The following is a 12,495-nucleotide window of genomic DNA, read 5'->3' as shown; positions in this document are numbered from 1 at the left end:
CCTGAAGAAGGTGGAAAGTTGCCGGTTGGCCCATAGCGATTACTTTTAGCACAAAGTGCAGTGTCTCTTGCTGTGGGCCAGATCAAGGTTTATGCAAACAGTTGCAGCGCCTAAGTGCGGAAGGGGTTGGGATTAATTCATCATTCTGGTGAATTATAATTATTGAAAGATAAGTTATATATATTTAGTTATTCTAATTTTATATTGTAGTTATTTTAATGACACTGCAATTAAATTTAATTTCGCTTTGTGAGATATTACTGCTGTTTAGGTATTTCTTAAACTAAGAAAACATCTCATCTTCTGCTTGTATTAACCTGCTTTACACTCAGGGACGAAAATACTCATACGTTGATGCATTTTAACGTTACTCATCACATGAAGAATGGACACGGAGGGTCTATGTTGTCTTTGCACGGTAAGCATAGCGTTATCATTAGCCGGATACCGGTCATGCAAAACGGGTTGGGGAGCGTAATGACTCGCCATTTCCCCGATTTTGAATTGACCTATTGCAGCTCATTGCAGGAGTTAACACTGCTTCAGCTACGCCGCGCTGACGTCATCATTGCCGATATTACAGGCGAATACTGGAATCCTCGGGGCGCGCTCGAAGAGTATTTCAATTTATTGAATCAATACCGGAACATTCACTGGATCTTTTTAGTTTCGCGGCCGCTTAACCCTATTGCCGTTGAGCTACTTGTGCGCCCGGAAAGTACGTTGCTTTCTGATATGGAACCCCTTGAAGGCCTGGTTAACGCTATTCGGGCAGGTAGTGAACGCGCAGAGCGGGTAAGCCAGACGTTGTTAGCCCCTGAACCTCAAAGTACGGAGGACGAAGACGAAAACGTTATTGCCCTTACGCACTCCGAACGCAAAGTTTTGCGACTGTTAGGTAAAGGATGGGGGATTAACCAAATCGCCACATTGCTCAAGAAGAGCAATAAAACCGTCAGTGCACAGAAAAACAGTGCGATGCGACGGCTGTCATTACGCAGTAATGCCGATATGTACGCCTGGATAAACAGTACACAGGGAATGCGAGAGCTGAGTTTGATGTCAGCCTATGGAGAGTTCGAGGAATGGAAAAAACCGATTCAACAAGACATATCGCCATCGTCGAAAATTGCACGATGAGTGCTGTTGGGCTGCAGCATCTTTTTGCGATGCCCGGCCTGAATCATTATCAACTGCATCTGTTTAGTGAATTTGACAGCTTTCAGAAAGCACTTCAGCACGTCAATTTTTTCTCGCTGATCTATTCATATTCCGATGCACGAGACGACCGTCGTAGCTGCCTGGCGCACCTGCGGGATTTTGCCTTTACGCATGGCCACATCCAGCGCATTATCCTGGTCGCTGATGAGATGGAAGCAAGATTGATTAGCCATCTTTCCCCGTCACGCCTTCACGGTGTGGTCAGTAAATCGCTGAAGCTTGAGCTCCTGCAGAAGGAACTCATGGTGTTGCTGAGCGAAACCCTGCGCATCAATGACAATATGATGAATCACTGGTACCAGAGTCAAAGCAGAATGTTAAGCCCAACGGAACGGGCAATATTGCGTTATATGTCTTGCGGCTATTCCATTCCTCAAATCGCGGCACAGCTTGAACGCAATATTAAGACCATCCGGGCGCATAAGTTTAATGCGATGGTCAAGCTGGGGGTGAACTCTGACGTAGGGCTGCTCGATGCGGCGGATATTATTACCCACCTTTCGGCAAGAGAACCGCGAAGTTCGATACTCAGCAAGCCGACTTTTTTATAACCTGTCTGTTGCGCGCCAGACAGGCTCTGGCGCATCAATCAGATGCAAACATCAACCCATTTTGCGGAAGTCAGCTCTGCCATTCTGTCAGGTGAAATACGCACGGCACTGTGAATTGCGCCTGCTGCGGGCAGAACTTCGGCGTACTGCTTTAATGAGATATCGCAGTAAACCGCGAGCGGGTTTTCAAGGCCGAACGGGCACACGCCGCCAACGGGGTGACCTGTGATGGTCACCACTTCATCACTGCTGAGCATGCGCGCTTTTGCACCAAACGTATCTTTCAGCTTTTTGTTATCCAGGCGCGCATCGCCTTTCGCCACCACCAGTATCACCTCATTTTTCACCTTTAATGACAAGGTCTTGGCGATTTGCCCCGGTTCAACACGATGGGCGGCAGCAGCCAACGCAACGGTAGCGGTACTCTGACTAAGTTCAATGACGTCTATATCCGGCGCGTTGTCGGCAAAAAACTGCTGTACAGACTGCAAACTCATTGTTTCCTCCTGACAAATATCCTGCGTAATCTGTCATAAGAATTTATGCTCTGTAAATATCTCTTCAGTAACAAATATCCCGAACGGCTGATTTCTGGATCCTCTTCACAATCACGGAAACCGGTTACAGTAACCGGTTGCAGAGCGTGATGCGTCGATTAATACTGAGTACGTAACGTCCCCTGTATCCAATAATAAGAGCAAATTATGAAACCATTCCGTCTGAGCAGTACCACTGGTCCACAAGCCAGCAAGGTTGTGAAGGTGATTTATGGAACAACGTGCGGCGCAAATGTGCCCGTAACAAACGTCTGACAGGAGATCTGCCATGTCTGCCAACCATGCTGCGTTTAACCTGATATTCCGTTTTGTTGAAAATTACGTGAGCCCGATTGCCGGGCGGATCTCTTCCCAGCGTCATGTCATGGCTATCCGTGATGGGTTTATCTCTGCGATGCCATTTATGATTGTGGGTTCGTTTCTGTTAGTGTTCGCATACCCGCCGTTTTCGCCGGATACCACCTGGGGTTTCGCCCGAGCCTGGCTGGATATGGCGAAGCAGTTTGAAGGCCAAATCCTGACGCCGTTTGATATGACGATGGGCATTATGTCCATTTATATCTGTGCGGCCATCGCCTATAACCTTGGCAAACATTATGTCAAATCACACCAGTTAGACCCGTTTATGTGCGCCATGCTGTCGTTGATGGCGTTTTTGCTGGTCGCGGCACCGAAAACCAAAGGCACGCTGCCTGTCGATAGCCTGGGTGGGACGGGCATTTTTACCGCGATTCTGGTGGCGATCTACTGCGTTGAGATGATGCGTTTCCTCAAGGCCCATAACATCGGTATTCGCCTGCCGGACCAGGTTCCTCCGATGATCAAAAACTCTTTTGATCTGCTCATCCCGGTGCTGGTAGTGGTGTTGACGCTTTATCCTCTGAGCCTGCTCATTCAGTCTCAGTTCGGCATGCTGATCCCGCAGGCCATTATGTCGGTCTTTAAACCTCTGGTTTCCGCAGCGGATTCCCTGCCTGCGATCCTGCTGGCCGTGTTGATTGGTCATCTGCTGTGGTTCGCCGGGATCCACGGCGCCGCCATCGTCTCCGGGATGCTGCAGATGTTCTGGCTGACTAACCTGGGTGCGAACCAGACCGCGCTGGCCGCCAGTCAGCCTCTGCCGCATATTTTTATGGAGGCGTTCTGGACGTTCTTTATCGTGATTGGCGGGTCGGGCGCCACGATGGGGCTGGTGATTTGCTATCTGCGTAGCCGTTCAGCGCATTTACGCTCTATCGGGCGTTTGAGCGTGGTACCCAGCTTCTTTAACATCAACGAACCCGTCATTTTCGGTACGCCAATTGTGATGAACCCGGTGTTCTTTATTCCGTTCCTGCTGGCACCGATGGTAAATGCCGTGCTGGCCTGGGCGGCGATGACGTTTGACCTGATTGGCCGCGTCATCTCAGTGGTTCCCTGGACGGCACCGGCGCCAATAGGCGCAGCGTGGGCTCTGGGCTGGGATTTCCGCGCGGCTATTCTGGTTGTGGTTCTGGCCTGCGTATCGGCAATCATCTACTTCCCGTTCTTCAAAGTGTACGAGAAACAGCTGCTGGAGCAGGAAGCGGAAGAAGCACAGCGTAACGCGGAAGAGGACAATCAGCAGGTGGCTTAGGTTAAAGCAAAACGGCAACTCAGGTTGCCGTTTTTAGTGTTTGTTCCCTCTCCCTCAGGGAGAGGGGCAGGATGAGGGCATCAGGCCGTGGCCGATTATTTCAGCGTGCAATCCCCGCACTGCTTAACGTCCGGCAGGCGATAGCGCTGGCAGCAGGTGCGGCGAACCAGAAGCCCATCACGGAGCACGACGGTACGGAATAACGGGTTGTCACGGCCATCGGAAAGCTGTTTTGCAAAGAAACAGGACTGACGCAGGGCATCAACGTTCTCATCACCAAGCAGAGGCTTCATTTCCGTTAAATACCAGTGGATTAAATAGCCCGTATTGCTCCAGATAAGCTTCGCGTTAATTTCTCCCGTCGCTTCAAGCGCGTCCACGACCGGGATCAGGGCCTGGGTGATAAGCTGCTCCATGCGTTCCTGAGCCGTCAGGCGTTCCGCGTTCTGGTCTTCGTGCAGATCAATCCAGAAACAGGCTGCGCGCCCGGTTTCGTGAAACTCGACGTGGAAATTATCCGGCGAGAGTTCCAGCATGCTCTTCTGGGTTAACAGCGCCAGCATGAGGGGAGGCACCATCAACCCGATATACCACTGCGCCCAAAGAGAGAGCAGTGGCTTATTTTCCCGCGTAAGAGTGGGCTGATTGCGATAGATATGGTCGGAATAGGTGGCCAACAGCGACTGCAGTTTTGTCGGTTGACGCCACTCTGAGAGCGTCATGGCATGGTTCGGGTGCGCTTCATCAAGGCGGATAAAGTCCAGCAGGTGGGCGCGCGTCTCCGCAATCTTATCCCGTATGGCATCCGCAAGCGAAGCATTCCCGCTGGTGAGGGGCGCTCGCCAGAGGAGGGGTTCGACGATGTGTGCGGTATGCGTAGCCATAGTATAGATAGAAATCTAAATGATAATGATTGCCAATCCTAACTATTGCTCATATCAATGGCAAGACTTTTGTCTTTAAGACACCGCCGTGATGTTTATGCCGTCTGCAGCTCTTCACTTAACAGAATGTTATTGCGCCCCATATGCTTTGCTTCGTAGAGGGCTTTGTCCGCTTTTTCCAGCGCGCCTTCCACGTCTTCATCCTCGAAAATGGCAATACCAATGCTGATGGTGACGTTTGTCGCGACACTCTCGTTAAACAGATGCGGGATTTTCAAATCGTAGACTTTCTGACGGATCCGCTCGGCCGTCTGGCGGGCATGTTCGAGTGAAATATTGGTCAGCAGCACCATGAACTCTTCTCCGCCAAAACGCGCCACAATATCGCGAGAACGCACGGCGTCGCGGATTGCCGCAGAGACGCGCTTCAGCGCCTGATCGCCCATCATATGGCCATAGTGATCGTTATAGGCTTTGAAGTGATCGATATCCATCAGCAGGACAAAGTGCTCGCCATTTTCTACCGTCGGCAGGTTCTCCAGACGGCTTTGCAGACCGCGACGATTATAGAGCCCGGTAAGCGGGTCCATCATGCTGAGATCGGTAAGGGTTTCTCGCTCTTCCAACAGGCGCGAGAGCAATTCCTGAGCGAAACGATCGTTACGCGTTTGCAAAATGTTATGTATAGCAATTGCCACCACAGGAAGTGCGAAAGAATAGGTCATTCTCAGCCATATATCGTGATCGCTTAGCCACAGGCAGACAATAAAGGTGGGCAATGAGTGCAGCGTAAATGCTTTGATATTACTCGCGAATGCCAGCGTTCCGATAAAAAGTACCGTTAATAGAGCGATTAACAAATACGTCGCGTGGTCGTGGGTAATTAAGGCGAATTTAGACTCAATTTGCCAGGCCCACAAAATACCGAAGATCCCTGAAACAACGGGAATATTGATCTTCCGCGCGCGCTTTCTCCAGTGCCAGACGAACAGGCCGGTGCTGATGGAGAAAATAGCAATAAGTGGGGCAGATAACAGGCGTACAGAATTGAGCGGATTTGTTACCGAGAACACTGCCGAGGTTGCGTTCAGAAATAAAAATAAACGTAACGACAATTGATATTTTCTGTGAACCAAAGACCGCCAGGATTGTGATGTCATAGTCGTGCGTTTTTATTAAAATTTAATTAAAACAAATAAGTAGGTGCTGTTTCGCAATAAAACATGCAAAAAACTCAAAGAGTAATTATCAGAAAATCTTTAGATGTTGTTAACAGGTGTGCAATTTATCACCTTAGGCAATTCCTGTCATTACGGGAAAGGTAAAGGTCGATGGATTTTGATTCATTCAGCTGACAAATGATAATCTGTGTCATATGATATTGGTTATCATTATCGTTGTGAGAGGGCAGATCATGTTGAACAGGGCGCTTGGCAGTGGTTGGGGGGTATTGCTACCGGGAGCCATTCTCGGCGGGTTGATGTTTGCCGATCTCTCCCTTGATACCTGGAAAGCGATCATTGTGTCAGGACTGTTAGTCACGTCAGGCATGATCTGGCATAAGCAGCTTCGCCACTTTGTTTTACTGCCATCATGCGTAGCACTGGTCAGTGGAATTCTGGTGATACTGATGAGTTTGAAATAACAGGGAAAAACAAGGGGAACTTCAGAAGGGATGTAAGATAATTGGTGCGAGGGGGGGGACTCGAACCCCCACATCCTAAGGACACTAACACCTGAAGCTAGCGCGTCTACCAATTCCGCCACCTTCGCACAGTCATCTTACTATTGTTGATATCGCCTCGTTGGTGCGAGGGGGGGGACTCGAACCCCCACATCCGTAAGGACACTAACACCTGAAGCTAGCGCGTCTACCAATTCCGCCACCTTCGCATACCATCGATACTGTAAAAGTATCGTAACCACGGAGGCGCATTCTAGATGTTTTCAGCTTTACGTCAACAGAAAAGTGCGCGCGACGCCTTGATTGCTGCAAAAATGGCCGATGCAGGCGCCATGCGGAGCCGGATGGCGCTTGCGCTTATCCGGCCTGCTGGAGCGGAGATTACTTTTTGGCCTGGCGCGTCATGACGGTACGGTAGACCTTAAAGCGGCCGGTCTGGGCGATCACTTCGTGGAAGCCGAAGGTTTCGTCCAGCACTTTCGGGTACGCCAGGAAGGCGTTCGCGACTATACGCAGCTCGCCGCCGCTGTTCAGATGACGGGTTGCGCCGCGGATCAGCGTTTGTGCCGCTTCAAGGCTGGTCTCCATACCGTCGTGGAACGGCGGGTTGGAGATAATCATGTCGAAGCGACCGGTGACGTCGGAGAAGACGTTGCTGGCAATCACCTCGCCTTCAATGCCGTTTGCGGCAAGCGTTGCGCGGCTGGCCTCAACCGCAGGGGCGCTCACGTCACACAGGGTTAAGCGCACTTTGGGTGAATGGCTGGCGAGCACGGTAGAGAGCACGCCCGCGCCGCAGCCCACGTCCAGCACTTTGCCTTTGGTGTGCGGCGTCAGGGTGGAGAGCAGCAGCTTGCTGCCCGTATCCAGCGCGTCGCGGCTGAATACGCCCGGCAGGGTTTTGATGGTCAAGCCGTCAAGCTGGTACTCGTCCCAGTATGCCTGTGGATCGAACGTTGTCTGTTTTTCCAGACGGCCATGGTACAGACCACAGCGGCGTGCGCTGTCGACTTTTTTCAGCGGCGCGTAGCCTTCCAGCATCTGTTCAGCGCTACGCACGCCGCTGCGGTTCTCACCCACCACGAAAATATCGCAGCCTACCGGCAGCAGGGAGAGCAGGTTCATCAGCTGAAACTGGGCTTCCGGTTTATTCTTCGGCCAGTAGTAGATCAGCGTATCGCAGTCGGCGATATCGCTCTGCTCCGCCACCAGGCTAAAGCGCGCGCGCTCGCCCATCTGGCGGCTCAGCACCTGCCAGTGGTGGTAGTATTGGGTGTGGGCACGGCTTTCAGCACAGTCGAAACGCGCAGGCAGGTCATCCTGCATATCTCCGGCAAACAGAATACGGCTTTCTTCGAAATCATCACTGTGACGCAGCAAGACTTCACTTGCCGGGGTAAATGCAGACATGAATTGTTCCTCAATAAACTCAGGCGGGGATTATAGTAGGTAGATGGCGCACTTTCGACACATTTGCTATATTTGCGCGCCTGAGAGACAGGAGTTTTCCCTATGACATCCCGACGAGACTGGCAGTTGCAGCAGCTGGGCATTACCCAGTGGGCTTTGCGTCGCCCGACGGCGTTGCAGGGCGAAATCGCCATTTCCATCCCTGCGCACGTACGCCTGGTGATGGTGGCGGAAGAACTGCCTGCCCTGAATGAACCCCTGATCGATGATGTCCTTCGCAGCCTGAAGATGACGGCCGACCAGGTTTTACAGCTGACGCCAGAGCGTGTCGCGATGCTTCCTCCTGATAGCCGCTGTAACAGCTGGCGTATCGGAGAGACAAACGAGATCCCCCTCCAGGGGAGCCAGATCTGCTCGCCAGCGCTGGACGAACTGAAAGCCAACCCAAAAGCGCGCAGCGCGCTATGGCAACAAATCTGCGAATATGAACACGATTTCTTCCCTCACGACGCCTGACCTGACCACAGCGTTTGCGATTGAAACACGCGCCCACGCCTTTCCGTGGAGCGAAAAAACCTTCGCCAGCAATCAGGGCGAACGGTATCTGAACTTCCGTCTGGACGTTGACGGCACCATGGCCGCCTTCGCGATCACGCAGGTTGTTCTTGATGAAGCGACGCTGTTTAATATTGCGGTTGATCCCGCGTTCCAGCGCCGTGGGCTGGGAAGAGAACTGCTCGAGCACCTCATCCGTGAGCTCGAAACCCGTGACGTTTTCACCCTGTGGCTGGAGGTGCGCGCGTCGAATGTCGCCGCCATCGCGCTCTATGAAAGCTTAGGCTTTAACGAGGCGACGGTCCGCCGTAACTACTACCCCACCGCAGAGGGACGTGAAGACGCCATCATAATGGCTCTGCCGATTGGATAACGAATATAAGGTTGTAACGATGAAATGGGACTGGATTTTCTTTGATGCCGACGAAACGCTGTTTACGTTTGACTCGTTCGGCGGCCTGCAGCGGATGTTTCTCGACTATAGCGTGACCTTCACCGCTGAAGATTTTCAGGACTATCAGGCGGTAAACAAGCCGCTGTGGGTGGATTACCAGAACGGTGCCATCACCGCGTTACAGCTTCAGCACCAGCGTTTTGACGTCTGGGCGGAACGCTTAAAGGTCAGTCCGGGAACGCTGAACGATGCCTTCCTGAACGCGATGGCCGATATCTGTGCGCCACTGCCGGGGGCGGTTTCCCTGCTGAATGCGTTGAAAGGCAAGGTGAAACTGGGGATCATCACCAACGGTTTTACCGCCCTGCAGCAGATCCGCCTCGAGCGCACCGGCCTGCGCGATCATTTCGACGCGCTGGTGATCTCCGAAGAGGTGGGCGTACCTAAACCGGATCCGCGTATTTTCGACTACGCGCTGGCCCAGGCCGGTCATCCTGACCGCGATCGCGTTCTGATGGTGGGTGATACGGCAGAGTCAGATATCCTGGGCGGCATGAAGTCAGGTTTGTCGACCGTCTGGCTCAACGCGCATGGCCGCGTGAAGCCTGAAGGCATCGAGCCGACCTGGACCGTGACGTCGTTGAACGAACTGGAGCAACTCCTGTGTAAACAATGATTGCCTGCCCCCCATTGATGGGTAAAATAGCCGCAATTTTGTATTCCATGATGCGTGGCGTGCTGCCGCGCTTATAAAAGAAGATTTAATTATGACGTTGTCTCCTTATCTGCAAGAGGTGGCCAAGCGCCGCACTTTTGCCATTATCTCGCACCCGGATGCCGGTAAAACGACCATCACTGAGAAGGTGTTGCTGTTCGGACAGGCGATCCAGACTGCGGGTACCGTTAAAGGCCGTGGCTCCAGCCAGCATGCAAAATCTGACTGGATGGAGATGGAAAAGCAGCGTGGTATTTCGATTACCACCTCCGTGATGCAGTTCCCGTATCACGACTGCTTGGTGAACCTGCTGGACACCCCGGGCCACGAAGACTTCTCCGAAGATACCTACCGTACCCTGACGGCGGTGGACTGCTGTCTGATGGTGATCGACGCCGCGAAAGGTGTAGAAGACAGGACCCGCAAGCTGATGGAAGTCACCCGTCTGCGCGATACGCCGATCCTCACCTTTATGAACAAACTCGACCGCGACATCCGTGACCCGATGGAAGTGATGGACGAAGTGGAAAGCGAGCTGAAAATCGCCTGTGCGCCAATCACCTGGCCAATTGGCTGCGGTAAGCTGTTCAAAGGGGTGTATCACCTCTATAAAGACGAAACCTACCTGTATCAGACCGGTAAAGGCCACACCATTCAGGACGTTCGCGTGGTGAAAGGTCTGGATAACCCTGAGCTGGACGCGGCAGTCGGCGAAGAGCTGGCCGCGCAGCTGCGCGACGAGCTGGAGCTGGTCAAAGGCGCGTCTCACGAATTCGACAAAGAGCTGTTCCTGAGCGGCGAAATTACCCCGGTCTTCTTCGGTACCGCACTGGGTAACTTCGGCGTTGACCACATGCTGGACGGTCTGGTGGAGTGGGCGCCGCGCCCGATGCCGCGTAAAACCGACACCCGTGAAGTGGAAGCGAAGGAAGAGAAATTCACCGGCTTCGTGTTCAAAATTCAGGCCAACATGGACCCGAAACACCGCGACCGCGTGGCCTTTATGCGCGTGGTGTCCGGTAAGTATGAAAAGGGCATGAAGCTGCGCCAGGTGCGTACCGGGAAAGACGTGGTGATCTCCGATGCGCTGACCTTTATGGCGGGCGACCGTTCGCACGTTGAAGAGGCGTATCCGGGCGACATCATCGGTCTGCACAACCACGGCACGATTCAGATCGGCGATACCTTCACCCAGGGTGAAATGATGAAGTTCACCGGTATTCCGAACTTCGCGCCGGAGCTGTTCCGTCGCATTCGTCTGCGCGATCCGCTGAAGCAGAAACAGCTGCTGAAAGGACTGGTTCAGCTCTCCGAAGAGGGCGCCGTGCAGGTGTTCCGCCCAATCGCGAACAACGATCTGATCGTGGGTGCGGTCGGCGTGCTGCAGTTCGACGTGGTTGTCGCGCGTCTGAAGAGCGAGTACAACGTGGAAGCGATTTACGAGTCTGTGAACGTCGCGACCGCGCGCTGGGTTGAGTGTTCTGACGTGAAGAAATTCGAAGAATTTAAGCGTAAGAACGAAATTCAGCTGGCTCTGGATGGCGGCGATAACCTGACCTATATCGCGCCAACCATGGTGAACCTGAACCTGACGCAGGAACGTTACCCTGACGTTCAGTTCCGTAAAACCCGCGAGCACTAATCCCCTCTCAGAGCACGGCTGCCGCCGTGCTCTTCTTTAATTCCTGTCTTATTAATCCCTTGCGGAATGTTCTTAATTCAACGCAATTTCACGCTATTCGCGCGTTTTTTACCCAATTCTGAAAGCGGCTCTGTGAGAGTGATCTATATTTAACTCAGTGTTTAACACCGGGCGTGGATAAATTAACTGTTCAATGCATGACTTTAGGTTATCCATTTTACCCGTGTGTTTATTCGCAATATATAAAACTACTAAGGAAGTATGTAGCCCGAATAACGGGTAAACACAGGAATAGATCGATGAATATGACAAGACTGAAGATTTCGAAAACTCTGCTGGCTGTAACACTGGGTAGCGTTCTGGTGAGCGGTTCCGCCCTGGCGGAAAGCAGCACAATGGATAAAGCCCAGTCCACGGCCGATACCGCAGGGCAAAAAATCGATAGCTCTATGAATAAAGTCGGCAACTTCATGGACGACAGCTCAATCACAGCAAAAGTGAAAGCCGCACTGGTGGATGATGAAGCCATCAAAAGTACCGATATTTCCGTTAAGACCGACAAGAAAGTGGTCACGCTGAGCGGCTTCGTGGAAAGCCAGGCTCAGGCCGAACAGGCGGTGAAAGTCGCGAAAGGCGTTGAAGGCGTTGCGTCCGTCAGCGATAAGCTGCACGTACGTGACGGTAAAAACGCGTCGGTGAAAGGTTATGCCGGTGATGCAGCCACCACCAGCGAAATCAAAGCTAAACTTTTAGCAGATGACATCGTGCCGTCCCGCAAGGTGAAAGTGGAAACCACCGATGGTGTGGTTCAGCTCTCCGGTACGGTAGATTCGCAGGCGCAAAGTGAACGCGCCGAGTCCATCGCGAAAGCGATTGACGGTGTGAAAAGCGTTAAAAACGATCTGAAAACGAAGTAAATCTGGACCATTCGCCCGTCTGGTTAAAACCTGCGGGCGAAATAAGAACGACTCTGGAAAAACGCCGGTGAGTGACCTGAGCGCTCACGTTTAGCGGCCGACATTAACTATGGTAAAGGAGAAGCTTATGTTTCGTTGGGGCATTATATTTCTGGTTATCGCGTTAATTGCCGCCGCATTGGGCTTTGGTGGACTGGCAGGTACAGCGGCATGGGCAGCTAAAATTGTCTTCGTTGTGGGTATTATTCTGTTCCTGGTCAGCCTGTTTACGGGTCGTAGACGTCCGTAGCAAACGCAATATTCCTTCAACAAAATAAAGCCAGTCACTGTGACTGGCTTTTTCTTATTTG

Annotated in this window: 14 protein-coding genes and 2 tRNA genes; 10 read left to right on the top strand and 6 right to left on the bottom strand. The window is 52.3% G+C overall.

Going from position 1 to position 12,495, the window contains the following annotated elements:
• Positions 1 to 402 precede the first annotated feature (402 nt).
• Both AC27FC_RS11140 and bglJ read left to right on the top strand, forming a co-directional pair.
• Positions 403 to 1,140, top strand: coding sequence for a helix-turn-helix transcriptional regulator (locus AC27FC_RS11140; RefSeq protein WP_196354859.1), 738 nt, complete (start codon positions 403 to 405; stop codon positions 1,138 to 1,140).
• On the top strand, positions 1,137 to 1,772 hold the full coding sequence (gene bglJ, locus AC27FC_RS11135; protein ID WP_033144569.1) for a DNA-binding transcriptional activator BglJ: 636 nt from the start codon (positions 1,137 to 1,139) through the stop codon (positions 1,770 to 1,772). Before AC27FC_RS11140 ends, bglJ begins: the two co-directional genes overlap by 4 nt.
• Before the next feature lie 38 nt (positions 1,773 to 1,810).
• Here bglJ and AC27FC_RS11130 read toward each other — a convergent pair whose 3' ends face one another.
• Entirely contained in the window at positions 1,811 to 2,269 is a 459-nt protein-coding gene (locus tag AC27FC_RS11130; protein WP_008502085.1) for a YbaK/EbsC family protein, read from the bottom strand.
• Positions 2,270 to 2,597: 328 nt separating this feature from the next.
• Between AC27FC_RS11130 and AC27FC_RS11125 the strand changes: the two genes are divergently transcribed.
• Positions 2,598 to 3,944 carry a PTS sugar transporter subunit IIC gene (locus AC27FC_RS11125; protein ID WP_023310306.1) on the top strand — a complete coding sequence of 449 codons (1,347 nt, stop codon included), beginning with the start codon at positions 2,598 to 2,600 and terminating at the stop codon, positions 3,942 to 3,944.
• 95 nt (positions 3,945 to 4,039) lie between these two features.
• Here AC27FC_RS11125 and fhuF read toward each other — a convergent pair whose 3' ends face one another.
• Both fhuF and AC27FC_RS11115 read right to left on the bottom strand, forming a co-directional pair.
• Positions 4,040 to 4,828, bottom strand: a complete 789-nt coding sequence (gene fhuF, locus AC27FC_RS11120) for a siderophore-iron reductase FhuF (protein ID WP_033144570.1) — start codon at positions 4,826 to 4,828, stop codon at positions 4,040 to 4,042.
• 95 nt (positions 4,829 to 4,923) lie between these two features.
• Positions 4,924 to 5,988: a GGDEF domain-containing protein gene (locus AC27FC_RS11115; protein ID WP_047060227.1), complete on the bottom strand. Its 1,065-nt coding sequence runs from the start codon at positions 5,986 to 5,988 to the stop codon at positions 4,924 to 4,926.
• A 215-nt stretch (positions 5,989 to 6,203) separates the two neighbouring features.
• On the opposite strand from AC27FC_RS11115, the gene AC27FC_RS11110 reads away from it, so the two are divergent.
• Positions 6,204 to 6,473 (top strand): DUF1435 domain-containing protein, encoded by a 270-nt coding sequence (locus AC27FC_RS11110; RefSeq protein ID WP_032660829.1) that lies wholly within the window; start codon positions 6,204 to 6,206, stop codon positions 6,471 to 6,473.
• Positions 6,474 to 6,515: 42 nt separating this feature from the next.
• Here the strand turns inward: AC27FC_RS11110 and AC27FC_RS11105 are convergent.
• The 3 genes from AC27FC_RS11105 to rsmC form a co-directional block, all read right to left on the bottom strand.
• Positions 6,516 to 6,601: transfer RNA gene (locus AC27FC_RS11105), tRNA-Leu, on the bottom strand.
• 33 nt (positions 6,602 to 6,634) lie between these two features.
• Positions 6,635 to 6,721: transfer RNA gene (locus AC27FC_RS11100), tRNA-Leu, on the bottom strand.
• A 172-nt stretch (positions 6,722 to 6,893) separates the two neighbouring features.
• Positions 6,894 to 7,922, bottom strand: coding sequence for a 16S rRNA (guanine(1207)-N(2))-methyltransferase RsmC (gene rsmC, locus AC27FC_RS11095; RefSeq protein WP_094935758.1), 1,029 nt, complete (start codon positions 7,920 to 7,922; stop codon positions 6,894 to 6,896).
• Between the two features lie 102 nt (positions 7,923 to 8,024).
• Between rsmC and AC27FC_RS11090 the strand changes: the two genes are divergently transcribed.
• The 6 genes from AC27FC_RS11090 to AC27FC_RS11065 all read left to right on the top strand — a co-directional run bounded on the left by AC27FC_RS11090 (position 8,025) and on the right by AC27FC_RS11065 (position 12,434).
• The gene (locus tag AC27FC_RS11090; protein ID WP_033144572.1) at positions 8,025 to 8,438 is read left to right on the top strand and encodes a DNA polymerase III subunit psi; all 414 of its coding nucleotides are present in this window, start codon (positions 8,025 to 8,027) and stop codon (positions 8,436 to 8,438) included.
• On the top strand, positions 8,407 to 8,850 hold the full coding sequence (rimI, locus tag AC27FC_RS11085) for a ribosomal protein S18-alanine N-acetyltransferase (RefSeq protein WP_033144573.1): 444 nt from the start codon (positions 8,407 to 8,409) through the stop codon (positions 8,848 to 8,850). The genes AC27FC_RS11090 and rimI overlap by 32 nt, the downstream gene beginning before the upstream one ends.
• A gap of 19 nt (positions 8,851 to 8,869) precedes the next feature.
• The gene (gene yjjG, locus AC27FC_RS11080; RefSeq protein ID WP_039260913.1) at positions 8,870 to 9,547 is read left to right on the top strand and encodes a pyrimidine 5'-nucleotidase; all 678 of its coding nucleotides are present in this window, start codon (positions 8,870 to 8,872) and stop codon (positions 9,545 to 9,547) included.
• Between the two features lie 91 nt (positions 9,548 to 9,638).
• Positions 9,639 to 11,228, top strand: a complete 1,590-nt coding sequence (gene prfC / locus AC27FC_RS11075; protein WP_112778043.1) for a peptide chain release factor 3 — start codon at positions 9,639 to 9,641, stop codon at positions 11,226 to 11,228.
• Positions 11,229 to 11,527: 299 nt separating this feature from the next.
• Complete coding sequence (gene osmY, locus AC27FC_RS11070; protein ID WP_028015434.1) at positions 11,528 to 12,145, top strand: molecular chaperone OsmY; 618 nt, start codon at positions 11,528 to 11,530, stop codon at positions 12,143 to 12,145.
• Between the two features lie 127 nt (positions 12,146 to 12,272).
• Positions 12,273 to 12,434, top strand: coding sequence for a DUF1328 domain-containing protein (locus tag AC27FC_RS11065; RefSeq protein WP_003856556.1), 162 nt, complete (start codon positions 12,273 to 12,275; stop codon positions 12,432 to 12,434).
• The last annotated feature ends 61 nt before the right edge of the window (positions 12,435 to 12,495 follow it).

This window comes from Enterobacter sp. C3_dUdeg, from assembly GCF_057536195.1.
The sequence above is the reverse complement of the archived record's forward strand: the minus strand, read 5'-3'. Positions and strand labels throughout refer to the sequence as shown.